Source organism: Bradyrhizobium prioriisuperbiae, from assembly GCF_032397745.1.
Lineage (GTDB): Bacteria > Pseudomonadota > Alphaproteobacteria > Rhizobiales > Xanthobacteraceae > Bradyrhizobium_A > Bradyrhizobium_A prioriisuperbiae.
Genome location: NZ_CP135921.1, coordinates 8,594,385 through 8,617,431, shown reverse-complemented (window position 1 = coordinate 8,617,431; position 23,047 = coordinate 8,594,385). Strand labels below are relative to the sequence as shown.

At 64.0% G+C, this 23,047-nt stretch carries 20 protein-coding genes; 6 read left to right on the top strand and 14 right to left on the bottom strand.

Going from position 1 to position 23,047, the window contains the following annotated elements; translation table 11 throughout:
• Positions 1 to 127: 127 nt before the first annotated feature.
• From RS897_RS39950 to RS897_RS39940, 3 genes are all read right to left on the bottom strand, one after another.
• Positions 128 to 1,024 carry a LysR family transcriptional regulator gene (locus tag RS897_RS39950; protein ID WP_315834149.1) on the bottom strand — a complete coding sequence of 299 codons (897 nt, stop codon included), beginning with the start codon at positions 1,022 to 1,024 and terminating at the stop codon, positions 128 to 130.
• A 78-nt stretch (positions 1,025 to 1,102) separates the two neighbouring features.
• Complete coding sequence (locus tag RS897_RS39945) at positions 1,103 to 3,832, bottom strand: molybdopterin-dependent oxidoreductase (protein ID WP_315834148.1); 2,730 nt, start codon at positions 3,830 to 3,832, stop codon at positions 1,103 to 1,105.
• Positions 3,829 to 4,650 (bottom strand): FAD binding domain-containing protein, encoded by an 822-nt coding sequence (locus tag RS897_RS39940; RefSeq protein ID WP_315834147.1) that lies wholly within the window; start codon positions 4,648 to 4,650, stop codon positions 3,829 to 3,831. Before RS897_RS39940 ends, RS897_RS39945 begins: the two co-directional genes overlap by 4 nt.
• A 155-nt stretch (positions 4,651 to 4,805) precedes the next feature.
• On the opposite strand from RS897_RS39940, the gene RS897_RS39935 reads away from it, so the two are divergent.
• Positions 4,806 to 6,161 carry an 8-oxoguanine deaminase gene (locus tag RS897_RS39935; RefSeq protein ID WP_315834146.1) on the top strand — a complete coding sequence of 452 codons (1,356 nt, stop codon included), beginning with the start codon at positions 4,806 to 4,808 and terminating at the stop codon, positions 6,159 to 6,161.
• 57 nt (positions 6,162 to 6,218) lie between these two features.
• Here the strand turns inward: RS897_RS39935 and RS897_RS39930 are convergent, their stop codons facing one another.
• The 5 genes from RS897_RS39930 to RS897_RS39910 all read right to left on the bottom strand — a co-directional run bounded on the left by RS897_RS39930 (position 6,219) and on the right by RS897_RS39910 (position 11,430).
• Positions 6,219 to 7,298 (bottom strand): BMP family ABC transporter substrate-binding protein, encoded by a 1,080-nt coding sequence (locus tag RS897_RS39930; RefSeq protein WP_315834145.1) that lies wholly within the window; start codon positions 7,296 to 7,298, stop codon positions 6,219 to 6,221.
• Between the two features lie 73 nt (positions 7,299 to 7,371).
• Complete coding sequence (locus RS897_RS39925) at positions 7,372 to 8,289, bottom strand: ABC transporter permease (protein WP_315834144.1); 918 nt, start codon at positions 8,287 to 8,289, stop codon at positions 7,372 to 7,374.
• The gene (locus RS897_RS39920; protein ID WP_315834143.1) at positions 8,276 to 9,367 is read right to left on the bottom strand and encodes an ABC transporter permease; all 1,092 of its coding nucleotides are present in this window, start codon (positions 9,365 to 9,367) and stop codon (positions 8,276 to 8,278) included. The genes RS897_RS39925 and RS897_RS39920 overlap by 14 nt, the downstream gene beginning before the upstream one ends.
• Positions 9,351 to 10,925 (bottom strand): ABC transporter ATP-binding protein, encoded by a 1,575-nt coding sequence (locus RS897_RS39915; protein WP_315834142.1) that lies wholly within the window; start codon positions 10,923 to 10,925, stop codon positions 9,351 to 9,353. Before RS897_RS39915 ends, RS897_RS39920 begins: the two co-directional genes overlap by 17 nt.
• On the bottom strand, positions 10,888 to 11,430 hold the full coding sequence (locus tag RS897_RS39910; protein WP_315834141.1) for a hypothetical protein: 543 nt from the start codon (positions 11,428 to 11,430) through the stop codon (positions 10,888 to 10,890). The genes RS897_RS39915 and RS897_RS39910 overlap by 38 nt, the downstream gene beginning before the upstream one ends.
• A 69-nt stretch (positions 11,431 to 11,499) precedes the next feature.
• On the opposite strand from RS897_RS39910, the gene RS897_RS39905 reads away from it, so the two are divergent.
• Positions 11,500 to 12,552: a hypothetical protein gene (locus tag RS897_RS39905; RefSeq protein ID WP_315834140.1), complete on the top strand. Its 1,053-nt coding sequence runs from the start codon at positions 11,500 to 11,502 to the stop codon at positions 12,550 to 12,552.
• A 305-nt stretch (positions 12,553 to 12,857) separates the two neighbouring features.
• Here RS897_RS39905 and RS897_RS39900 read toward each other — a convergent pair whose 3' ends face one another.
• Positions 12,858 to 13,340: a nucleoside deaminase gene (locus RS897_RS39900; protein ID WP_315834139.1), complete on the bottom strand. Its 483-nt coding sequence runs from the start codon at positions 13,338 to 13,340 to the stop codon at positions 12,858 to 12,860.
• Positions 13,341 to 13,421: 81 nt separating this feature from the next.
• Positions 13,422 to 15,290, bottom strand: coding sequence for a sigma 54-interacting transcriptional regulator (locus RS897_RS39895; protein ID WP_315834138.1), 1,869 nt, complete (start codon positions 15,288 to 15,290; stop codon positions 13,422 to 13,424).
• 171 nt (positions 15,291 to 15,461) lie between these two features.
• Between RS897_RS39895 and RS897_RS39890 the strand changes: the two genes are divergently transcribed.
• The 4 genes from RS897_RS39890 to cynS are packed head-to-tail and all read left to right on the top strand — an operon-like array spanning position 15,462 to position 19,116.
• Positions 15,462 to 16,850: a CmpA/NrtA family ABC transporter substrate-binding protein gene (locus tag RS897_RS39890; protein ID WP_315834137.1), complete on the top strand. Its 1,389-nt coding sequence runs from the start codon at positions 15,462 to 15,464 to the stop codon at positions 16,848 to 16,850.
• A 1-nt stretch (position 16,851) separates the two neighbouring features.
• Positions 16,852 to 17,691 carry a nitrate ABC transporter permease gene (ntrB, locus tag RS897_RS39885; protein WP_315834136.1) on the top strand — a complete coding sequence of 280 codons (840 nt, stop codon included), beginning with the start codon at positions 16,852 to 16,854 and terminating at the stop codon, positions 17,689 to 17,691.
• Between the two features lie 4 nt (positions 17,692 to 17,695).
• A complete protein-coding gene (locus RS897_RS39880) occupies positions 17,696 to 18,613 on the top strand; it encodes an ABC transporter ATP-binding protein (protein WP_407654393.1) in 918 nt (305 codons plus the stop codon).
• Between the two features lie 20 nt (positions 18,614 to 18,633).
• A complete protein-coding gene (cynS, locus tag RS897_RS39875) occupies positions 18,634 to 19,116 on the top strand; it encodes a cyanase (protein ID WP_315834134.1) in 483 nt (160 codons plus the stop codon).
• A gap of 191 nt (positions 19,117 to 19,307) precedes the next feature.
• Here cynS and RS897_RS39870 read toward each other — a convergent pair whose 3' ends face one another.
• From RS897_RS39870 to RS897_RS39855, 4 genes are read right to left on the bottom strand one after another with little or no spacing between them, the layout of a single operon-like run.
• On the bottom strand, positions 19,308 to 20,597 hold the full coding sequence (locus RS897_RS39870; protein WP_315834133.1) for an MSMEG_0569 family flavin-dependent oxidoreductase: 1,290 nt from the start codon (positions 20,595 to 20,597) through the stop codon (positions 19,308 to 19,310).
• A gap of 15 nt (positions 20,598 to 20,612) precedes the next feature.
• On the bottom strand, positions 20,613 to 20,900 hold the full coding sequence (locus RS897_RS39865; RefSeq protein WP_315834132.1) for an MSMEG_0570 family nitrogen starvation response protein: 288 nt from the start codon (positions 20,898 to 20,900) through the stop codon (positions 20,613 to 20,615).
• Complete coding sequence (locus RS897_RS39860; protein ID WP_315834131.1) at positions 20,893 to 22,053, bottom strand: MSMEG_0565 family glycosyltransferase; 1,161 nt, start codon at positions 22,051 to 22,053, stop codon at positions 20,893 to 20,895. The genes RS897_RS39865 and RS897_RS39860 overlap by 8 nt, the downstream gene beginning before the upstream one ends.
• A complete protein-coding gene (locus tag RS897_RS39855; RefSeq protein ID WP_315834130.1) occupies positions 22,050 to 23,045 on the bottom strand; it encodes a sll0787 family AIR synthase-like protein in 996 nt (331 codons plus the stop codon). The genes RS897_RS39860 and RS897_RS39855 overlap by 4 nt, the downstream gene beginning before the upstream one ends.
• Positions 23,046 to 23,047 lie beyond the last annotated feature (2 nt).

The following is a 23,047-nucleotide window of genomic DNA, read 5'->3' as shown; positions in this document are numbered from 1 at the left end:
CGCCGGGCGAACAAGGCGGTGCATCGCGGTCCAAACTATGGGTGGCTGCGGCAATCCGAGTCAAAAATCAATTTTTGATGCGGCTATCGGTTTCTCCGATAAGGGGCGGTTCCGGCGCTCCGGGCCGTCAGGAATCCTTCAAGGCATCCTGCAGCGAGGTCAGGAAGGATTCCTTGCGGCGGGACAGCGGCTGCCGGCGGCGGAACAGGCTGAGCGCCACGCTGCGGCTGGGCGTGATCGCCAGTGCCTTCAGCACGCCGAGCGCGACCTCGTTCTCCGCGCAGGCGCGGGGCACGATGGCGATGCCTTTGCCTGATTGCACGATCACCTTGATGGTCTCGATATTATCGGCGATCGCCAGGATGTTGGGGCGGGTGCCGAGATCGGTGAACAGCGACAGCACCGCCTGGCCATATCCCACCGTCAGTTCGCTCATGATGATCGGCTCGGCCAGCAGGCGGCCGATATCGACCGGCGCCTTCGAGCGGGCAAGGGGATGCTTGGGCGGCACGATCAGCGCGAGCTCCGCCGTGGTCAGTCGGAAGAACACCAGGCCCGCGGGCAGCCGGTCCGGATCGGTCTCGATGGCGAGACCGGCGTCGATGCGCTCCTCGTGCAGTTCGTTGAAGATGTTCTTGGTCGGCGCGGTCAGCAACTCCAGCCGCACGCCCGGCAGGATCTCATGCAGGCGGGGAAACAGCCGCGGCATGAAGATCTGCGCCATGCCGGAGCCCATGCCGATGGTCAGGGTGTCCGAGATGGCGCCCTTGAGGCGCCGCGCGGTGTCGGAGAGGCTGAGGAGATCGCCGACCACCCGTTCGGCTTCGTAGAGAAAGGTGCGGCCGCGGTCAGTCAGCTCGATGCCGCGCGGCGTGCGGGCGAATAGCGGAAAGCCGACCTCCTCCTCGAGCAGGCGCACCTGTTCGCTGACCGCGGACTGGGAAATGTTCAGGCGGCTCGCCGCCTTGGTGAAGCTGCGCTGCTTGGCCACCGCAAGGGTATATCGGATCTGGCGGAATTCCATGCTGCAACCTCAAGCCACGACAGGGCTGACCTCAGCCTAGGGCATGATTCTGAAAATTGAAAACCGGTTGGATGCGGCTCACGTCGAGGTGCTGGTTCCAAACTTCTCCGCCAGCGCCGGAAACAGCCGGTCCGGTTTGAACGGCAAGTCGCGAAAACGGATGCCGGTGGCATCGGCGATGGCGTTGCCGAGTGCGGCGGCGACCGGATTGTAGGGGCTCTCGCTCATGGATTTCGCGCCAAGCGGGCCGACCGTGTCCGACGTCTGCGCGAACAGCACCTCGGTGCGCGGCAGGTCGGCGAACGAGGGCAGGTGATAGTCGCGGAATTTCGCGTTCACCACGCGCCCTTCGGCATCGAGAATGACCTCCTCGTATAGCGCAGCGCCAATCCCCTGGGCGACGCCGCCTTCGACCTGGCCGCGGCACTGCATCGGGTTGACCACGCGGCCGGCGTCCGCCGCCTGCACGCTGTCGAGAATGCGCAGCTCCCCGGTGCCGCTATGCACTGCGACCCGGAATCCCTGCACATTGAAGGCGACCGAGCGCGGCGATCCATTGCTGTGCCCGTGCCCTGACAGCGCGTTGCCCTGGGTGCGCGTAGCCGCGGCGATCTCGGTGAGTGGAATGCGCCGCGCTCCGCAGACGACGAGATCTCGATCCAGCCGGCAGGTCTCGGGCCCGGCTTTCTCCAGCGTGGAGGCGAACAGCAGGATGCTGTCGCGCAGGGCCTTCGCGGCCAGCTCGGTCGCCCGCCCGGCCACGAAGGTGCCGGCGCTGCCATAGGCACCGGTGTCATGCCCGCCATGGTCGGTGTCGGATTGATGCAGGCGGATGCTGTCGACCGAGGTCGCCAGCGCCGTGGCCGCGATCTGGCGATGCACGGTGCTGGTGCCGTTGCCGAACTCGACGGTACCGACCACGAGGTCGAAGGCACCGTCGTCACGCAGGGTGATTTTGACATCGGCGAAATGACCGAACGGCGGGATGGTGTCGATCATGGTCATGGCGATGCCTTCGCCGGTCAGCCATTCCTTGGCCAGTGGCAGGGCACGACCGCGCGATACATTCATCGCGGCTTCCACCAGGTCGAGGCACTGGTCCAGGCCATAGCTGCCGTAGACGACGTCGCTGTGCTCGCTGCCCGGCGATGTCATGGGATCGCCCGGTCTGATCATGTTCTTGCGGCGAATCTCGAACGGCGACAGGCCGAGGCCGCGCGCCAGTTCATCCATCGCGGACTCGATGGCAAATGTTGTCTGCGGCAAGCCGAAGCCGCGGAACGCGCCGCTCGGCACCGTATGGGTGTACGCGGCGATGCCGTCGACCTTCTTGTTCGGGCAATTGTAGATCGCGATCGATTCCCCGCAGGCGTGATACAGCACCTCCGGGCCGTGATTGCCGTAGGCGCCGGTGTTGGAGAGCACGTCCATCTGCAGCGCCGTTAGCGTGCCGTCGCGGCGTGCTCCGGCTTTCACCCGCACCCGCATGGGATGGCGCACGGTGGCGCCGATGAATTGCTCCTCGCGGGTGAATTCGAGCTTGACCGGGCGCCCGGTGCGCAGCACGGCAAGAGTCAAGACATCCTCGACCAGCATCTCCTGCTTGCCGCCGAAGCCGCCGCCCAGCCGCGCGCACACCACACGCACCTTGTCCGCGGGCAGATCGAAGATCTGGCACAGCAGCTTGCGGGCGAGGAAGGGTGTCTGGGTGCTGGAGCGCACATTGATGCGCCCGTGCGCGTCCAGCCAGGCCAGGCCGCCATGGGTTTCCAGGTGCGCGTGCTGCACCCGCTGGGTGGTGAAGGTGTCGTCATAGACAAAATCCGCCGCGGCAAAGCCGGCCTCGACATCGCCGAGATGATAGCGGACCTCGGCCAGCATATTGCGCGTGGCGTCGACAATGCGGCAGTCCGGCTTGTCGTGGACCATCGGTGCACCCGGCAGGATCGCGAGCTCCGGATCGATCACCGCCGGCAGCACCTCGTAATCCACCTTGAGCCAGCGGCATCCTTCCTCGGCCGCGGCTTCGGTGTCGGCGATCACGGCGGCGACGCGCTGGCCGACAAACCGCACCACGTCGTCGAACACGCGGGTGTCGAGGGCATCGTCGCGGGTGAATTCATGCACGCCGGTGGTGAACAGCGTTGCCGGCGCGTTCTGGAAGGTCAGGATGTCGATCACGCCCGGCACCGCCAGCGCTGCAGATGTATCGATCCCCCGGATGCGGGCATGGGCGTGGGGCGAGCGCAGCAGCTTGATGTGGCATAGGCCCGCGATGGTGGTATCGAACGTGTAGGGCGCCTGTCCGCGGACCACGTGCGCCGCCGCCGGCGCCGCGACACTGCGGCCGAAGGCGTCGCCTGTGCCGTCGGTTTCCACCTCACTGCGATTGGCCAGCGCGTCGTCGATGGCGCGATAACCGGTGCAGCGGCAGAGATTGCCTTTCAACACGTTCGGCAGGTCGGCGCGCTGTGCCTGATTCAGCGAGGCGCAGGTCAGGATCATGCCCGGAGTACAGAAGCCGCACTGGAACGCTTGCGCATTCAGGAACGCCTGCTGCATGGCATGGGGACTGTCGCCCGAGGCCAGACCTTCGATGGTGGTGATTTCGTGCCCATCGGCGCGATGCGCGGGAAAAAGACAGCTGTGCACGGGATCACCGTCGAGCAGCACCGTGCAGGCGCCGCAGTCGCCGGCATCGCAGCCCTTCTTCACGCCGTACCAGGCCAGCTCGCGCAGCAGCGTGCGCAGGCATTGGCCGGCGCGTGGTGTCGCCGCGAACGGCCGGCCGTTGATCATGTAGGTCATGGCGGCCCCGCCAGTTCAGTGCGGATCTCGTCCGCCAGCCGCAGCGTCATCTGCTTGCGCCACGCGGGTCGCCCGTGAACGTCGCTGTGATAGAGCGGATCGGGAATCGCGCTGATGAGGCGATCGCGCAGTGTCGCCGCCGATGGCATCGTCTCGAATTGCAGTCGAACGGGCTTGACGGTCGCCGCCGTCACCGTGAGCGCGAACGTGCCGTCGCGCGGCGACGTTCCAATCAACAGCGCCGCCGAGCGGCCGACCGGCGTCAGCGAGATCTGCCGGAACGCGGTTCGTGCCGCCAGCGAGGTGGCCGGCAGCGTGATCGCTCGCAGGAGTTCGCCGGGCGCAAGTGTATTGCGTCCCGCGCCGGTAATGAAATCGAGCACGCTGACGTGGCGCTCGCCTCCATCCGGCGTCCAGATGGTGCAGGTGCCGTCCAGCGCTGTGGCCAGTGAAATCATTGGGCCGGCCGGCAGTGACAGGCAGAGATTGCCGCCGACCGTCGCCGCCTTCCAGATCTTGAACGAGGCGAGGAAGGCGCGCGCGCACTGCTCGAACAGCGGGGCCGCGCGCCACTTCGAGCTGGCGGAGAGTCCCGCAAGTTCGGCGACGGTGCAGGTCGCCGCGATGGCGAGGCCGTGCTCGCTCCTGGTCAGCGCCGGCCATTGCAGATCGGTGAGATCGATCAGGCGGGTGAGATGCGGTTGCGGTTCGGAGAACAGGAACGTGCCGCCTGCGAGCCATGCATCGCCTGCCGTCCAATTGGGCAGCTGCGCCCGGGACAGCGGGCGCGCGACCTCCGTAATGGTGTTCAGGTCCATGCAGGCGTCAGGTTCGCAAACGGCACCAGGGCATTCAAGCGATCTTTCGTAAAGACTTGCAAATCCGGAGCCAATTGTCTGACGGCAGCGACGTGGCTAAAAATAGCCACAGTACGCCCGCCGAGCTCATTCGGCCGGGCTTCCGGAGATGTCCTATGCCGACACCTGATCGACCGATCTGGATCAAGGATCCTCTTTCCATCCTGACAGATGGCGCCGAACGCGGTGTGGTGGTCGACGGCGGGCGTGTTGTCGAACTGGTCGGCAGGGGCAAGCAGCCGGTGGCCCGTGACGTTGCTGTGTGCGATGCCTCCGCTCATGTGGTGCTGCCCGGCCTGATCAACACCCATCATCATTTCTATCAGACCCTGACACGGGCACTCCCGGCCGCCATGGACCGCGAGCTGTTTCCCTGGCTGCAGGCGCTCTATCCGGTCTGGGCCAAATTGACGCCGGCTTATCTCGATCTCGCCGTCACGGTGGCGATGTCGGAACTGTTGCTGTCGGGCTGCACCACCACCACCGATCATCACTATGTCTTTCCTGCGGGCCTCGAGTACGCGGTCGATATCGAAGTCGCCGTCGCGCGGCGGCTGGGGTTGCGGGTGCTGCTGACACGGGGATCGATGAACCGTTCGCAGCGTGACGGCGGGCTGCCGCCCGACAGTGTGGTACAGGACGAGCAGACCATCCTGGCCGACAGCGCGCGCGTGGTGGCGCAGTTCCACGAGCGCGGCGACACGGCCATGGTCCAGATTGCGCTGGCGCCATGCTCGCCGTTTTCCGTGACGACGTCGCTGATGCGCGCAACGGCGGCGTTGGCGGACCGCCTCGACGTTCGCCTGCACACCCATCTGGCCGAGACCGAGGACGAAAACCGCTTCTGTGAACAGCTGCACGGCTGCCGCCCGCTGGATTATCTGGAGGATTGCGGCTGGCTGAACGGGCGCACATGGCTGGCCCACGGCGTCCATTTCAACGCCGCCGAGATGCAGCGGCTGGCGAAGGCGAAAACCAGTATCAGTCATTGCGCCTGCAGTAATCAGCTGCTGGCATCCGGGTGCTGTCCGGTGTGCGACATGGAAGACGCCGGCGTGGCCATCGGGCTCGGCGTCGACGGCTCGGCATCGAACGACGGCTCCAATTTGATCCAGGAGGTGCGCTCCGCTTTCCTGCTGCAGCGCGCCCGTTATGGCGTCACCCGCGTCAGCCATAAGGATGCGTTGCGCTGGGCCACCGAAGGCTCGGCAGCCTGCGTCGGCCGCCCGGAATTGGGCAGGATTGCCGTCGGCAAGATGGCTGATCTGGCGCTGTTCAAGCTGGACGAGTTGCGCTTCTCCGGTCACGGCGATCCGCTGGCGGCGCTGGTGCTATGCGGCGCGCATCGTGCCGACAGGGTCATGGTCGGCGGCAAATGGGTGGTCGAAGACGGTGCGATTCCGGGGTTGAATGTCGCCGATCTGATCCGGCGTCACAGCGCGGCGGCGGCTGCGATGAGCGGGATCATCTGATCGCAACAAGAGCCCGGACAATCGTCCGGGCTCTTGCCGATAACGAAACGGCAGTGGCTATTTGCCCGGGATCGCGTCGTCGATGCCCTTGACGTAGAAATTCATCCCCAGGATCTGGCCGTCGGCGAGATGGCCGCTGCCCTTGCACTCGACCTCCTTGCCGTCTTGCGCGAGCACCGGGCACTTGAACGGATGCAGCGTGCCCTTGGTGATAGCGGCTTGGGTGTCCTCGGCCATTTTCTTCACATCGTCGGGCATGTTGGTGTAGGGCGCCATCACGAACATCTTGGTTTCGATGCCGCCCCAGGTGTCTTCCGACTTCCAGGTGCCGTTGAGCTCCGCCTTGACCCGTTCGATATAATAGGGGCCCCAGGTATCGATGATCGACGTCAGCTGCGTCTTCGGTCCGAATTTGATCATGTCGGAGTCCTGGCCGAAGGCCAGCGCGCCGCGCTCGGAGGCGATTTGAACCGCCGCCGGGCTGTCGGTGTGCTGCATGACGATGTCGACGCCCTGGTCGAAAAGCGCTTTCGCCGCGTCCGCTTCCTTGCCGGGATCGAACCAGGTGTTCGCCCAGATGATCTTGACCTTGATATTGGGGTTGATGCTTTGCGCGCCGAGAATGGTGGCATTGATGCCCGAGACCACCTCGGGAATCGGGAAGGAGCCGATATAGCCAAGCAGGCCCTTTTTCGACATCTTCGCGGCGATCTGTCCCTGGATGTAGCGGCCCTGATACCAGCGCGCGGAATAGGTCGCCATGTTCTTGTCGCGCTTGTAGCCGGTGGCGTGCTCGAAATGCACATTGGGGTATTTCTTGGCGACCTTCAGCGTCGGATCCATGTAGCCGAACGATGTGGTGAAGATCAGCTTGTTGCCGGCGCGGACCAGTTGCTCGATGGAGCGTTCGGCGTCCGGCCCTTCGGCGACATTCTCGAGGTAGGTGGTCTCGATCTTGTCGCCGAGCGCCTTGATCAGTTCCTCGCGCCCGACATTATGCTGGTGGGTCCAGCCGAAGTCGCCGACCGGTCCCAGATAGATGAATCCGACTTTCAATTTGTCGGCAGCCGATGCGCCGGTCAGGCCGGTTGCACTCGCAAGCAGAATAGCTGCGGCGGCAAATAAGGTTTTTCTCATAAGCTCTCTCCACGACGACGGGGAACAAACACACCCAGAGCGCGGCTCCCGCCGCACACGCTCCGGAAAAAAATTAGCGATCCGGCACGAACACGTTGCCGAGCGCGGCTGGGGCGGTCGAGCCACCGGTGCGCGCGCGCGATATCAGGACCAGCACGATGACGGTGGCAAGATAAGGCAGCGCCGACATCAACTGCGAGGGAACGCCGACGCCGGCGCCCTGCGCATGCAATTGCAGAATCGTCACGGCGCCGAACAGGTAAGCGCCGATCACCAGCCGTGCCGGACGCCACGACGAGAACACGACCAGTGCAAGAGCAATCCAGCCGCGGCCTGCCGTCATTCCCGGAATGAAGAACGGCGTGTAGGCAAGCGGCAGATAGGCGCCTGCGAGGCCGGCGCAGGCGCCGCCGAACAACACGGCCAGGGTGCGGATCTTGAGCACCGGATATCCCAGCGCGTGAGCCGAGATGTGATTGTCGCCGATCGCGCGCAGGATCAAGCCGGCGCGACTGCGGTACAGGAACCACCAGGTTGCAACGACCAGTGCGACCGAGACGTAGACGAACATATCCTGGCCGAACAAAATCCGTCCGATCAATGGAATGTTCGTCAGGCCCTGGATGTTGAGGCGGGGCGCGATCGCAATTCGTTCCCCGACGAAGCCGGCGCCGATCAATCCCGAAAGTCCAACGCCCAGGATCGTCAATGCAAGGCCGCTCGCGACCTGGTTGACGGCGAGACCGAGCGCCATCGCCGCAAAGATCAGCGACAGCGCGACGCCTGCGCCGATGCCGCAAAGCGCACCGATCAGGGTCGAGCCGGTGTAAAGCGCGCCAGCGAACCCGCAGGCCGCGCCGACGATCATCATGCCCTCGATGCCGAGATTGAGCACGCCGGCGCGCTCCACCACGAGCTCGCCGGTCGCCGCCAGCAGCAGCGGCGTCGATGCGGCGATCACCGAGAGAATGATGGCTTCAACCAATCCCATCGGCTGCCGCTCGCTGTGAGGTCATCAATCGGATGCGATAGAGAATGAAGGAATCGCAGGCCAGCACGTAGAACAGCAGGATGCCCTGGAACACCTTGGTCATGTCGAGCGGAATTTTCATCGCGATCTGCGCCTGTTCGCCGCCAATGAAGGTGAGCGCGAGAAACAGTCCTGCAATTAGTATTCCAACCGGATTCAGCCGGCCGAGAAAGGCGACAATGATCGCGGTGAAGCCGTAGCCCGGAGAAATCCCCGGCTGCAGATGGCCGATCGGCCCGGCGACCTCGATAATCCCCGCGACGCCGGCGAGCGCGCCCGACAATGCGAAAGTCAGAATGACGAGCTGGTTCGCGTTAAAGCCGCCGAAGCGCGCGGCGCGCGGCGCGGCGCCGACCACGCGGATTTCGAAACCCTTGATGGTCCGACCGAGCAGGACGAAGATTGCGACCACGATCACGATGGTCAACAGCACGCCGGCATGCAGCCGGGTGCCTTCGATCAGCAGCGGCACCGTGGCGACGGGATCGAATTCGGCGGTGGTGGGAAAATTGAAGCCGTTCGGATCGCGCCAGGGGCCGCGGACCAGATAGTCCAGCAGCAGTTCGGCGACATAGACCAGCATCAGGCTGGTCAGGATTTCGCTGGCGCCGAACCGCACCCGGCAGATTGCCGGGATCAGGGCATAGAGTGCGCCGGCGATCGCGGCGCAGAGCAGCATGGCCGGCAGCACCCAGGCGCCGGCGTCGGTTCCCTGGGTCTTGACCGCGATCCAGCTTCCCGCCACCGCACCGATCACGAGCTGTCCCTCGGCGCCGATGTTCCAGGCGTTGGCGAGATAACAGAGCGAAAGTCCGACCGCGATCAGCACCAAAGGCGAGGCCTTCACCGCGATCTCCTGCAGCGAATAGCTGTCGGTCAGTGGCTGGATGAAATAGGCCGACAGCGCGGCAATCGGATTCTTGCCGATCAGCGCGAATACGATGCTCATGGTGACCAGCGTCAGCGGGATGGCGATCAGCGGCGAGACCAGCGCGATCGCCGTGGAGCGCTCGGTGCGCTTCTCAAGCACGAGCGGCATGCGGCGGCTCCTCCTGCTTTGTCGCGGCGCTGCCGCCCATCAACAGTCCGATGGTTTCGCGGTCCGCGTCCGCGGCCGCCAATGAATCGGACAGCCGTCCGTGAAACATCACTGCGATGCGGTCGGCGATTTCGGACAGTTCATCAAGATCCTGGCTGATCACCATCACGGCGGAGCCGCGCGCGGCGAGATCGAGCAGCGCCTGGCGGATCACGGCGGCGGCGCCCGCGTCGACGCCCCAGGTCGGCTGGCTGACCACCAGGATGCCGGGGTCGCGCAGGATCTCGCGGCCGACAATGAACTTCTGCAGGTTTCCGCCGGACAGGCTGGCGGCTTCCGGATCGCGCTTCGCCTTGCGCACGTCGAAGGCCTGCGTCGCGCGATCGACGGTGGCGAGCGTGGCCTTGGCGTTGATGAAGCCGTGTTGCACCATGGCGCCGGTGGCGTGGCCGGTCAGCAGGGCATTTTCCGACAGCCGCATCCGTGGCGCGGTGCCGTGTCCCAGCCGCTCTTCCGGCACGAATGCCGCGCCGAGCTTGCGCCGCTCGGTGATGGACAGATGCCCGGCCGACTGGCCATCAATGACGATGGTCAAGGGGTCGGGCAGGCGCCGCTCGCCGGAGAGGATGGCGAACAGTTCGTCCTGGCCGTTGCCGGCGACGCCGGCAATGCCGAGAATTTCACCGCCTTTCAGCTCGATCGAAATGTCCGCGAGGCGGACGCCGTGCGGCTCGTCGGGCGCGGCGCTGAGGTTATTCACGACCAGGCGGGGCACGGTGATCGCGCGGCCGGTCGCGGCTTTCACCTGCTTGATTTCGGCCCCCACCATCATCCGCGCCAGCGAGCCGGCGGTTTCCGCGCGGGGGTTGCAGGTCGCGACTTTCTTGCCGGCCCGGAGAATGGTTGCGACATCGCACAGCCGCTTCACCTCGTCCAGCTTGTGGCTGATGTAGAGCACGGCGCGTCCCTCGGATGTCAGGCGCTCGAGCACGGTGAAGAGCTGGTCGGCTTCCTGCGGGGTCAGCACCGCCGTGGGTTCGTCGAGGATGAGAAACCGCGGATTTTGCATCAGCAGCCGGACGATCTCGATGCGCTGCCGTTCTCCGACCGAGAGCTGCCAGACCTCGCGCTTGGGATCGAGCGGCAAGCCGTAGGTCCGCGAAACCTCCGCCAGCCGCGCCGACATCTGTCCGAAGGATTCATCGGTCGACAATCCCAGCGCGACATTCTCGGCCACCGTCAGGTTGTCGAACAGCGAGAAGTGCTGAAACACCATGCCGATGCCGAGCGCGCGCGCCGCCGCCGGCCCGGCGAGCTCGATTCGCTGGCCCTCCCAGCGCAGCTCGCCGCCGCCGGGCTGGATCAGTCCGTAGATCACCTTCACCAGGGTCGATTTGCCGGCGCCATTCTCGCCGAGCAGGGCGTGGACCTCGCCGGGACGCACATCGAGATCGACCGAATCGTTGGCGAGAAAATCGCCGTACCGCTTGGTGATGCCGACCGCCTGGAGCAGCGGCAAATCACCGGGATGTGGTGCGATGGTCGGTGCGGCGGACATCGAATGCGGACAACTCACTGGTGCGAACGGGGTAAGCTTCGGCGATACTGTGACAAATCGGAATCGAAGGTAAGTGGTGAAAAGGCGTCATCACCTGCCCAGAACACCGGCAATGGACCGGGGCTGACCGTGATCGCTTCGTCATGGATGGCGGTGATGACATGTCGTCGGCAATGGGGAAGCCGATGGTTGCCCCAGCAACCTGTTGCAGAATTGTAACTGTCGGCCGGCAATCGTGCGGGGCGGTTTTGGCATCAGTCTGTTTTTTGAGCATGGCCGCTGCTGGCTTCTGGATTAGAAAAGCAAGGCATAAATTGTCGCAGTCGCGCCCCCTCACATGCGCCAGATTGCCGCAATAATTCGGGCTTTTCGGCATGTCGTCCGTTGTATTGGGCGTCGCCGTCGCGCCCATCGTCGGCGATGGCCTCGCGAGCCCATGTGCCGATGTATTTTGCGCCGGTTTCAAGAACTGAGCATTTTCTGCGGAACTTTCGGGCTTTGCCATTTGGCGCCCCCGCGCAAACTGACCGGGACAGCTTTTAGTTTGTCGCAACTTCTCTGGGGGACCAGCTCGATGTTTTACAAATCAATCGCTCTTGCGGCCGGGCTTGCCGTGACGGCATTCAGCTCGGCGTTCGCTGCCGACCTTGCGCCGATGCCGGTCAAGGCCAAGCCGATTATCGACGTGCCGTTCTTTCTTGTGAACGACAACCGCCTGACCTACGCCTACCAGTTCACCGCAACCTCGCCTGGCTTTGCCGACAAGACCGCGAAGCAGGTCTATGCCTTCACCCACTTCGACGTCTGGGCCTACGGCACCAACTTCATCAACCTCGAACTGCTCAAGTCGGATCATCGGGACCCGGCGTCTCCCTGCATCGGAACCGTCGGCGTTCCGAACGCCTGCGCCGGCGCCATGGAGTTTTACGGGCTGATCCGCAGCACCTTCGGCTGGAATCAGATTTTCGACACCCATGCCTTCACCATGGGGCCGTTGCAGAACGTGTCGTTCGTGGTCGGTGCGGATGGCGAGACGGAAAACCAGTTCCTGGCCCCGAACAAGAAAGACGTGGTGGCCGGTCTGCAGTTTGCCTTCAACCTGCCGTACAAGGGCTTCTTCAACGTCAATCCGCTGTATTACCAGGAGTGGAATCACAACACCTTCGTGACTCCGGGCTTTGTTCCGGCTGGCTTCACCGGCATTCCTGATGGAAACACCCATTTCAAGGGCACTTGGGCGGTGGAAATGAACTACTACATGGATCTCGGCTTCTTGCCGGAAAACCTGCAGTATTTCGCCATCAGCGGTCGCGCCGGCTTCTACGGCCCGAAGGGCAGCGGTGCTTACGGCAGCTACACGCTCCCCGACAGCAACAAAACCAAGATGGAAATCAACAGCGAGCCGATCCGTCTGACCATGGACACCAGCAAGCTGATCTGGGGCCCGAAATACTCCCACTTCCTCGACGTCTGGGTTGCCTATCGCTACTGGGAGAACAAGTTCGGTCTTGACGACAAGAACACCAATAACGGCGTCTGCTTCTTCAACGCCGGAACGGCTGCGGCCACCAACAACAAGAGCTGTACTGAAAAGTCCCTCTATGCTGGCGTGACGGTCAAGTTCTGATCCGAGGCTGTTAGCGACAAGGCTGTCAGCTCCAAGGTTGTTAGCTCCAAGTCTGTCAGGTCCAAGTCTGTCAGCGACACATGGCGCCGCGGTCTTTGCCGCGGCGCCATCAGGTTTGCGGTGATGTGCCCCGGAGCGTTCCTCATTCTCTGCTGTCATCGCCGCGAAGCGGCGATCCAGTAAACGCAGGCGCTGGTCACGAGCATCGCGGCTCCTCATGCACGCCGGGCGTAATTGATGCCCGCGTGCGTGCGCGGGCATGACAGCAATGGGAGGCGCCGTACTTCGCGCTGAACAACCTTTTTCTACGCGCGCGGCTCCCAGGCGCCGGCGTGCCCTGTGGCGGCCTCGTCCTCCAGCAGCGGCCCGACCACCTCGATGTCGCGCTGTCCGGTGCGGAACACCTCGCGGCATGGCAGGTCGAGTGTCAGGTTTTCTGGATGATCGCCGGTCAAGCTGCGCAGGCGATGTTCGCTGAGGCCGTACACCAGCCGGCCGATGCCGGCCCAGTAGATGGCGCCGGCACACATCGCGCAGGGTTCTGCCGAGGAATAGAGTGTCGCGCCGCGCAGAATGTCGGCGTCGTAGGCGATGCTGGCGTCGGTGCAGAGCAGGCGCTCGGCATGGGCGGTGCCGTCCCGTGACGGCAGGTGGCCGTTTTCTCGCTCCATCAGCACCTGGCCTGATGTGTCGACCAGGATGGCTCCGAATGGATGATTGCCGTGGGCGCGGGCCGCGAGCGCGACCGCGAATGAACGGCGCAGGAATTGTTCATCGTCGTGGGCCATCAGCTCACCCCTTACGCATGCCTGGCTGCGAGCAGAGCAGAAATGTTGGTTCAATGCCATCGATGTGGATCTGCCGCCTCGTCATCCACCGAGACCGAGGGCCTTGATGCGGGAGGCAAGTGTGGTTGGTTTCATGGCCAGCAGTTCCGCCGCGCCACCGGCGCCGGACACCTTGCCGCCGCACAGGTCAAGGGCGGCGGCGATGTTGCTGCGATCGCGCTCGCGCATTTCGTCCTCGGTCAGGATGACGGGCCGCGTCTCGCCCTTGCGTGGATCGGCCACCGGCGTGGCGTGAGATCCTGGGGGATCGGGCAGGTCGATGCGCAAGCGTCCGTTCTGCGCCAGGATCGCCGCCCGCTCGATCACGTTCTGCAATTCGCGCACATTGCCCGGCCAGTCGTAGCGCGCGAGTTTTCGCGCGTCGGCCTCTGACAGCCGCAAATCCGATTTCAGCGCCTTGCTCTCGCTCATCAGGAAATGTTGGGCAAGCAGCGCGATGTCCTCGCGGCGATCGCGCAGCGCCACCGATTCCACCGGGAAGACGTTGAGCCGGAAATAGAGATCCTCGCGAAACCGCCCGCGCTGCACCTCCAGCTTGAGGTCGCGGTTGGTGGCGGCGATCACGCGGACGTCGACGGCGCGGGTGCGTTCCTCGCCGACCCGCTCGAAATGGCCCTCCTGCAGCACCCGCAGCAACTTGCCTTGCAGTTCGATCGGAATTTCGCCGACCTCGTCGAGGAACAGCGTGCCGCCGTCGGCCAGTTCGAACCGGCCGATGCGGTCGCGCAGCGCGCCGGTGAAAGCACCTTTGACATGGCCGAAGAACTCGCTCTCGAACAGCTCGCGCGGGATCGCGGCGCAATTGACCCGGATCAGCGGCCGGTCCTGGCGCTGGCTGGCCTCATGGATGGCGCGGGCGATCAGCTCCTTGCCGGTGCCGGATTCGCCCGTGATCAGCACCGACGCATCGGTCGGCGCGACCAGTTTGACCTGGCGCAGGATGGTCTGGATTGCCTCCGAGCGGCCGATGATGCCGCGCGGATTGGTTTCGATGCGGATTTCTTCCTGCAGGTAGGCGTTCTCCAGTTCGAGCCGTTCGCGTAACTGGTCGACTTCCGCCAGCGCCGCGCGCAGCTTCTCGTCCGCCTCGCGGCGCTGGCTGACATCGCGGAACACGATCACGGCGCCGACCACAAGGTCGCGGTCCCGGATCGGCGTCGAGGTGTATTCGACCCAGACCGGCGCGCCGTCCTTGCGCCAGAACACTTCATCGTCGACCTTGTGGATGGCGCCATCGCGGAAGGCTGCGTAGATCGGGCATTCCTCGTGCGGATAATGGCTGCCGTCGTGGCGGGTGTGATGCACGATCGAATGGATGTCGCGGCCGACCAGTTCATCCGCCGACCAGCCGAGGATGCGCTCCGCCACCGGGTTGACGAATGTGGTCTTGCCCTCGGCGTTGACGCCGTAGATGCCTTCGCCCGCCGCGCGCAGGATCAAGCGGTTCTCGCGCTCGATGTCGCGGAACACGCGCTCCACCCGCTGCCAGGCGGCGATGCCGCCGCCCATATAGTCATCCGCCGCCGCATCGACCGAGCGCCGCCGCCGCTCATCGAGATCGCTGATGGCAAGCAGCAGATGCGGCGTTGCGCCGTCGCGGGGGATCAGCGAGCCGCTGTATTCGCTGCGCAGCTCCTTGCCGGCGGCATGGCGCGGCACCAGCGTCGTGGTCCAGTAGGCGCTCTTGGCCAGCACCGCCTGGGTGAACACGATCAGCGCCGGCAATTGGCCGGCATGCAGTGCGCTGATCTTCATCTGCCGCAGCAGCGCGCGGTCGTAGCCGAGCAGGGTGCAGGCGGCCGGATTGGCGTCGAGGATCTGGTCCGCGAAGGGATCGAGCAGCAGCTGCGGCTGAGCGGAGAAGTCGAAGGCGGTGCCGACGGTGCTCATGATCTCTTACGGATTTTCGTAAATGAAATGACGAGATATCGTATATCACGAAATTTCGTGAGGTGCAGATTGTCGCAGTCCCATTGAGATGATTGAGGAATCCGAGTTCTGCTGCGCTGGCATGGGCTTTGCGTAGAGAGTCCCAGGTCAGATCCACGCAGGGGAGCTCTCATGTCCACTTTCGACGATCCGTTTGATGCCGACCATTCCTTGCAGGCGACCGGTTGCGGCTGCGGCCTCCATCGCACCAGGGCCGAACACGACCGAGAAGCGCAACTCGCCCTGCAATGCGCGCCGGTCGAAAGTTCGGAGCAGCAGTATGAGGGCGTGGTTGCCTCCGCGGTGATGCGCGCGATGTTTCCGAAGGATGTGGCGCGCCGCGCATTCCTGAAATCGGTCGGCGCCTCCACCGCGCTTGCGGCGATCTCGCAATTCTTTCCGCTGAAGACCGCGACTGAGGTGTTTGCGCAAGGAGCGGCCCTGGAGAAGAAGGATATCAAGGTCGGTTTTATCCCGATCACCTGCGCCACGCCGATCATCATGGCGGCGCCGATGGGCTTTTATGCCAAGCAGGGACTGAACGTCGAAGTGATCAAGACCGCCGGCTGGGCGGTGATCCGCGACAAGACCATGAACAAGGAATACGACGCGGCTCACATGCTGTCGCCGATGCCGCTGGCCATCACCATGGGCGTCGGCTCCAATCCGCAGCCCTACACCATGCCGGCGGTTGAGAACATCAATGGCCAGGCCATCACGCTCGCCATCAAGCACAAGGACAAGCGCGATCCCAAGGACTGGAAGGGATTCAAGTTCGCCGTGCCCTTCGACTATTCCATGCACAATTACCTGCTGCGGTATTACCTGGCCGAGCATGGCATCGATCCCGACACCGACGTGCAGATCCGCGCGGTGCCGCCACCGGAGATGGTGGCCAATTTGCGCGCCGACAACATCGACGGTTTCCTCGGTCCTGATCCGATGAACCAGCGCGCCGTCTATGACGGTGTCGGCTTCATCCACATTTTGACGAAGGATATCTGGGAGGGGCATCCGTGCTGCGCCTTTGCGGCGTCGAAGGAATTCGTCACCACGATGCCCAACACCTACGCGGCGCTGCTGAAGTCGATCATCGACGCCACCGCGTTCGCCCACAAGGCGGAGAACCGCAAGCAGATCGCCGAGGCGATCGCACCCGCAAACTATCTCAATCAGCCGCCGATCGTGCTGGAGCAGATCCTGACCGGCACTTTTGCTGACGGTCTCGGCAACATCGTGACGCAGCCGAACCGGGTCGATTTCGATCCGTTCCCCTGGCAGTCGTTCGCGGTGTGGATCATGACCCAGATGAAGCGGTGGGGGCAGATCAAGGGCGACGTCGACTACGCGGCGGTGGCGAGCCAGGTCTATTTGGCCACCGACACGGCCAAGCTAATGAAAGAGGTTGGCCTGACGCCGCCGGCAAACACCACCAAGTCGTTCTCGGTGATGGGCAAACCGTTCGATCCGGCCAAGCCCGAGGACTATCTCGCCAGCTTCAAGATCCGAAAGGCGAGCTGAGGTGGGCAGTTCGCTGACATTGCGCGCCGCTATCCTGTCGGTTGCGATCTTCGCGGCCTTCCTCGGCGTGTGGCATCTGGCGACCCGCGGCACCGGCACCACCGCCGCGATGAGCCCGGAGTATGCGCGGCTGATGGGCGCGACTGCGACTCAGGGCAAGTCGGCGATGCCGGGCCCGCTCGATGTCGGCGCCAAGCTGTGGGAGCACATCAGGCGTCCGTTCTATGACAACGGACCGAACGACAAGGGCCTCGGCATCCAGCTCGGATATTCCATCGCCCGGGTGCTGCTGGGGTATGGCCTCGCCGTGATCGTCGCCATTCCGTTCGGCTTCCTGATCGGGATGTCGCCGCTGCTGAGCCGGGCGCTCGATCCTTTCATCCAGGTGATGAAGCCGATCTCGCCGCTCGCCTGGATGCCGCTGGCGCTCTACACCATCAAGGATTCCGGCATCTCGGCGATCTTCGTCATCTTCATCTGTGCGATCTGGCCGATGTTGATCAACACCGCGTTCGGTGTCGCCTCCGTGCGCAAGGAATGGATCAACGTGGCGCGCACGCTGGAGGTCGGCACGTTGCGCCGTGCCTTCACGGTGATCCTGCCGGCGGCGGCGCCGACCATCCTCACCGGCATGCGGATTTCCATCGGCATCGCCTGGCTGGTGATCGTTGCCGCCGAGATGCTGGTGGGCGGCACCGGCATCGGTTACTTCGTCTGGAACGAGTGGAACAATCTCTCCATCACCAACGTCATCATCGCCATTCTCGTGATCGGCATCGTGGGCATGCTGTTCGACCAGATCCTGGCGCGCGTCACGCGCCTGGTCACGTTCCCGGAGTGATGTGATGGCGGGGTTCATTTCCATCGAAGGCATCGCTAAGCGTTATCCGGCCAAAACCGGTGGCGGCACCACCACCATTTTCGAGAATCTGTGGCTGTCGATGCAGCGCGGCGAGTTCGGCTGCATCATCGGCCACTCCGGCTGCGGCAAGACCACGGTGCTGAACATTCTCGCCGGCCTCGACGAGCCGAGTGAAGGCGCTGTCATTGTCGACGGGCAGGCGATAGAAGGCACCAGTCTTGACCGCGCGGTGATCTTCCAGAGCCACGCCCTGCTGCCGTGGCGAACGGTGCGCGGCAATGTCGCTTTCGCGGTGTCGTCGAAATGGCCGAAATGGAATACGGCCAAGGTAAGGGAGCACGCACAGACCTTCATCGACCTGGTCGGGCTGACCGGCTCGGAATTGAAACACCCTTCGGAGCTCTCCGGTGGCATGAAGCAGCGCGTCGGCATTGCACGGGCGCTGTCCATCACACCCAAGATCATGCTGATGGACGAGCCGTTCTCGGCGCTGGACGCGCTGACCCGCGGCACGCTGCAGGACGAGGTGCGGCGCATCTGCCTGGAAACCGGCCAGACCACCTTCATGATCACCCATGATGTGGATGAAGCGATCTATCTCGCCGACAAGATCTTCCTGATGACCAACGGCCCCGGCGCGGTGCTGGCGGAAATCGTCGAGAACCCGCTGCCCAAGGATCGCGCGCGGATCGATCTGCATCGCCATCCGCTGTATTACGCCACCCGCAACCACATCGTGGATTTCCTGGTCAGCCGCAGCAAGACCTTCGTCGAAGCCACCAAAGACCACGATCCGCGCAACGTGCCGGTGGTGCGGCCGGGGCTGGTCGAACCCTCCATCATCGCCACCGGCCATCGCGCGCCGCCATCGTCCGGCGCGAGCCATCTCAACGCCAGCTAATCATCACGGGAGATACCACCATGAAGCGTTCCGACCTCACTGAAAAGCTGCTCGACATCAAGCGCGACAACGAGTGGACCTGGAAATACATCTGCGAAAAGATCGGCGGTTATTCCGAGGTGCTGATCACCGGCGCGATCCTTGGTCAGATGAAGCTGACCAAGCCGCAGGCCGCCAACGCCGGCGAGCTGTTCGGGCTGTCGAAATCCGAAATCGCCATGCTGAACGAGACCCCGATGCGTGGCACGCCGATGCCGCCGACCGATCCGCTGATATACCGTTTCTACGAACTGGTGATGGTGAATGGCCTGGCCTGGAAGGCACTGATCGAGGAGGAATATGGCGACGGCATCATGTCGGCGATCGATTTCGACATGGTGATGGAACGCCTGCCGAACCCGAAGGGCGACCGCGTCAAGATCACCATGTCCGGCAAGTTCCTGCCGTTCAAGTATTACGGCGCCAGCGGCAACGTGCCGGAGTATGGGTTCAAGGAGGGTTGAGGGCGGCGAGCAATCACCTTCCTTTGTCGTTGCCGGGCTTGCCCTCAGCGACTTCAGCTTTGCCGAAGTCGCGGAAACAACCCCGCTTAAGGACGCAGTGCCTTCCTAAGCGGGATCACCGGGACAAGCCCGGTGATGACATATGTGATGTGGAAGCGCCGCGCGCATCACTTGTAGTTGCGCTTCCTATCTCACGCCGCACTCGCTGCCAGCGTCGGGCTCTCAATCGCCGCCGGCGCATCCGCCGCAGCGCGGCGCTCCACGATTCGCTCGGCCACGAAACCCGCATCCCGCCCAACGCCAACGAAGCGTCCCGATCCCCACGTATAGAGCCAGGGCATTCCGATCAGATAGACGCCGTCGACCGACGTGACCCCGCGCACATGCGTGGGGTATGCCGCGCCGTCGAACATCGGCAGATCCACCCATGACCAGTCCGAGCGGAAGCCGGTGGTCCAGATGATACTGCCGATGCCGGATGTTGCGAGGTCGACTTCAGTTGGAATACCTGAAGGTTGCCACACCGGCGTATAGTGTTGCTGATCCGGAGCCGAGATGCCATTCTCGGCGATGTGCTTGTCGATCAGGCCGCAGATTCCGTTGTAGACCTTGTCCGCATTGTCGAGATTGCCTGCTAGATCATCAGCGAATTGCAGCCGTCCGTCCTGGACGTCCTTGAGCCGGCCGTAAAGCTGCATGCCCTCCAGTGCAAAGCGGCGCAGGTCGATATCGCGGCCGCCGTCGCGTCCGGTCAAATAGTGGTTAGCATTCTTGCGCACCTTCTCCTTCAGCGAATGCTGGTCGACCGGCAGGTCGTACTGTCCCAAGTCGTCGAGCCATTCGACCGCGTCGCGTCCCCGATAGACCCGGGGGCAGCGTGGCGCGCTGCCCACCGCAAGGTGGACTTTGCGCCCGGAGAGATGCAGGTCTTCGGCGATCTGGCAGCCGGACTGGCCGCTGCCGACCACAAGAACGTCGCCGTCAGGCAGCTGGCCGGGATTGCGGTAGGCCGAGGAGTGCATCTGCAGGACGCTGGGCGCGATCCGATCCGCCATGCGCGGCACGTTCGCAATGTGATAGCCGCTGACCGCGAGCACGACGTTGTCGGCGGTCATGGCGCCGGCGGTGGTGTCGAGCACGAAACGCCCATCAGCCGCCCGAACCAATCGCGTGACGGCGACGCCTTCACGCACCGGTGCGTCGATCCACCTGGCGTAACTCTCGACATAGTCGACGATCTCATCACGCAGCATGAACCCCTTTGGATCGGGGCCGGCATAAGGATAACCCGGAAGCTGGCATTGCCAGTTCGGTGTCACCAGGCAGAAGGCATCCCAGCGCTGGGTCTTCCAGGAATGGGCAATGGTGTTCTTCTCGATCACGATATGGTCGATACCGGCCTGGCCGAGCTGATAACTCATTGCAAGGCCGGCCTGTCCGCCGCCGATAACGATGGCCGGATAGTGAGGTGCAGAGGACATGTCGATCTCCAGGCTCTAGTCTTCAAATGCAGTCACGGTGACATGGCAGTCCGGCGCCGCATTGAAGCGGCCGGCAGTCGCTTCAATGCGTGCCAGTTGGCTGAGTGCCCGGGTGCAGGGCATGCCGTATTTCTCACGCACCCGTTCGCTTGCGATGGTCAGCGCCGCGCGGCTGCGCCGCAGGAAGTCCGGCAGGGGGTAGGTCTTGCCGATCAGCAGGTGGTCCTTGATCACCAGTGACGGCGAATAACAGACCTCGGTCGCACCATCGGGCCAGCGCACGTGGAAATACATTTCAGGCATGGTGCAACTCCCGTAGGCCGTCGTAGACCGGGATATGAGCCCGCGCGGTTTGCAGCCAGTCATGGCGGTGCGCCACCACCAGGCCGTTGAGCGAGAGCCGCGTCCGCAGTGGTTTGGCAAGGATGGTCGCCATCGCGTTTGCGATCGAGCCGACATTGAGCGGGTCGCACCAGACCACATCATTGTCGCCGAGGTATTCGGTGAACGGAGCGATATGGGAGGCGATCACCGGAATGCCGCTGGCCATCGCTTCCAGCACCGCAAGTCCGAACCCTTCCCGGACCGAGGCAAAGACCAGCGTGTCCGCCAACCGGTAGAGCGACGGCATGTCCGTATCAGCGATCACGCCGGCGCGGATGACGGCCGATCGCGGCAGGCCTGCGGCGTCGAGCCGCGTGCTGAACTCGGCCTGATAGGCCTGATGGTCGAGCACCGATGCACCGCCGGCGATCAGCAGTTGCGCCGTAGGGCGGACGGCGTGCAATTGCCGGAAGGCCTCCAGGATATGAATGGTGTTCTTGCGCTGCTCGATCCCGCCGACCGTGAGCAGCACCGGTCCTTCGCGCAGCCCGAGGCGGGTGCGCAGCGCGGTGTCGAGGTCGCTGCGTTTGGGCGCGAAACGCAAGGCATCCACGCCGTTGCCGACCACCGTGATGGGCGACGCCGATGTTGCCGCAAGCTGTCGCTGCCACATCCGGCTGACCACGAAGATGCGGTCGGCGCTGGCGATCGAGCGCTGCTCCAGGGCCTGCAGCCGCGGATCGCTGAAGTCGTCGACATGATGGACGGTGCGGGCGAAATGCGAGACCAGGCCGCGCTGCTTCAGCGTCACCAGGGCATTGCCGGAGATGCCGTCCTGCGCATGGAAGATATCGAAGCCACGATGGGCCGAATTCTCGAAATGGCTGACATACTCGGCGATGCGGGTTTCGACCATGGTGGCGACGTCGCCGGTGGTCCGCGCGGCCTTGACCGAGACGGTCGGCACACGCGTCTGGCGAAAGAATCCGTTGCCGTCAGGATCGGGCGCATGCACCGCGACGGTGTGTCCGAGACGGGTCAACGCCTCGGCCAGTTCGAGCGCATGGACGACGCCACCACGTGCGTTGGTTGAATGCGCCAGCATCGCGATCCGGAGCGGGATCGATGTCATGCGACCTCCCTCCTGCGGCCGACCGTCGGCGAACCGCAGCCGATCAGGGGCTGCCGCGCAAAATCCCAGATGATTTCTTGCGTGTCGCCGTCACGGATCGAAACCGTTGCGCCGGCATTGATCTCACCGATATCAGCAGCGGCGATGCCGCGGGCATGAAAACGCGCCAGCGTCTCGGCAAGGCGATCGAGGCGGACGGACAGCAGATAGCCGAAGCTCGGGAAAGTCTGCAGCCAGTGCTCGAGCGCGATCCCGTCCGGTTTCGGAATGGCAGCGATGTCGATCGAGACGCCCACACCCGAGCATTCCGCCAGCATGGCCGCGGTGCCAATGATGCCGCCCTGGCTGATGTCCTTGGCGGCTTTGCAAAGCCCGGCCTCGGCGATCGCGGGCAGCAGGTCGAGGTCACCACGCAGGCGATGGGCCGGTGCATCGGTGGCCGCTTCCCAGTTCGAGAATGGCTCGCGGTAGCGTCCACGCAAGTCGATCGCCGCGATCAGGTGGTCGCCGGGTTCGGCATCGAAGCTGGTCAGCAGGTGCTTCGCCCGTCCAAGAATGGCGACGGCGAACTGACCGCGGTCGGTGCGGATGTTGCTGTGGCCGCCAACTACCGGCACGCCGAATGCGCGTGAAGCCGCCTTCATGCCGTCAAGCACCGGCGTGGCATTACCAGCCCCATCGGCCCAGATCGCATTGACCACGGCCAGCGGCCGTCCGCCCATGGCGGCGACATCGGAGATGTTCACCATGACGCCGCACCAGCCCGCGAACCAGGGATCGGTGGCGACGAATTCGTTCATGAAGCCTTCGATGGCGAACAACGTGAAACCATCGGCGTCGGGGATCGCCGCGCAGTCGTCGCCGACCGGGATTGCGTCCGCGCCGGACAAGCCGAGCGAGGCGGCGACTGTTGCGATGTCGCTTTTTGCAGCCAGGCCTTTGCTTTGGCGCAGCCGCTCCGCAAGCTGATCGAGCGCAAACCGGGTCGCCATGA

Excerpts from the sequence above, each read along its gene's own strand:
- RS897_RS39935 (WP_315834146.1), top strand. The coding sequence starts at position 4,806 with ATGCCGACACCTGATCGACCGATCTGGATCAAGGATCCTCTTTCCATC.
- RS897_RS39910 (WP_315834141.1), bottom strand. The coding sequence starts at position 11,430 with ATGGCAAAGCCCGAAAGTTCCGCAGAAAATGCTCAGTTCTTGAAACCG.
- RS897_RS39855 (WP_315834130.1), bottom strand. The coding sequence starts at position 23,045 with ATGGCGACCCGGTTTGCGCTCGATCAGCTTGCGGAGCGGCTGCGCCAA.
- RS897_RS39920 (WP_315834143.1), bottom strand. The coding sequence starts at position 9,367 with ATGCCGCTCGTGCTTGAGAAGCGCACCGAGCGCTCCACGGCGATCGCG.
- RS897_RS39865 (WP_315834132.1), bottom strand. The coding sequence starts at position 20,900 with ATGCCTGAAATGTATTTCCACGTGCGCTGGCCCGATGGTGCGACCGAG.
- RS897_RS39880 (WP_407654393.1), top strand. The coding sequence starts at position 17,696 with ATGGCGGGGTTCATTTCCATCGAAGGCATCGCTAAGCGTTATCCGGCC.
- RS897_RS39870 (WP_315834133.1), bottom strand. The coding sequence starts at position 20,597 with ATGTCCTCTGCACCTCACTATCCGGCCATCGTTATCGGCGGCGGACAG.
- RS897_RS39905 (WP_315834140.1), top strand. The coding sequence starts at position 11,500 with ATGTTTTACAAATCAATCGCTCTTGCGGCCGGGCTTGCCGTGACGGCA.
- cynS (WP_315834134.1), top strand. The coding sequence starts at position 18,634 with ATGAAGCGTTCCGACCTCACTGAAAAGCTGCTCGACATCAAGCGCGAC.
- RS897_RS39915 (WP_315834142.1), bottom strand. The coding sequence starts at position 10,925 with ATGTCCGCCGCACCGACCATCGCACCACATCCCGGTGATTTGCCGCTG.
- RS897_RS39860 (WP_315834131.1), bottom strand. The coding sequence starts at position 22,053 with ATGACATCGATCCCGCTCCGGATCGCGATGCTGGCGCATTCAACCAAC.
- RS897_RS39950 (WP_315834149.1), bottom strand. The coding sequence starts at position 1,024 with ATGGAATTCCGCCAGATCCGATATACCCTTGCGGTGGCCAAGCAGCGC.
- RS897_RS39930 (WP_315834145.1), bottom strand. The coding sequence starts at position 7,298 with ATGAGAAAAACCTTATTTGCCGCCGCAGCTATTCTGCTTGCGAGTGCA.
- RS897_RS39940 (WP_315834147.1), bottom strand. The coding sequence starts at position 4,650 with ATGGACCTGAACACCATTACGGAGGTCGCGCGCCCGCTGTCCCGGGCG.
- RS897_RS39895 (WP_315834138.1), bottom strand. The coding sequence starts at position 15,290 with ATGAGCACCGTCGGCACCGCCTTCGACTTCTCCGCTCAGCCGCAGCTG.
- RS897_RS39900 (WP_315834139.1), bottom strand. The coding sequence starts at position 13,340 with ATGGCCCACGACGATGAACAATTCCTGCGCCGTTCATTCGCGGTCGCG.
- RS897_RS39945 (WP_315834148.1), bottom strand. The coding sequence starts at position 3,832 with ATGACCTACATGATCAACGGCCGGCCGTTCGCGGCGACACCACGCGCC.
- RS897_RS39925 (WP_315834144.1), bottom strand. The coding sequence starts at position 8,289 with ATGGGATTGGTTGAAGCCATCATTCTCTCGGTGATCGCCGCATCGACG.
- RS897_RS39890 (WP_315834137.1), top strand. The coding sequence starts at position 15,462 with ATGTCCACTTTCGACGATCCGTTTGATGCCGACCATTCCTTGCAGGCG.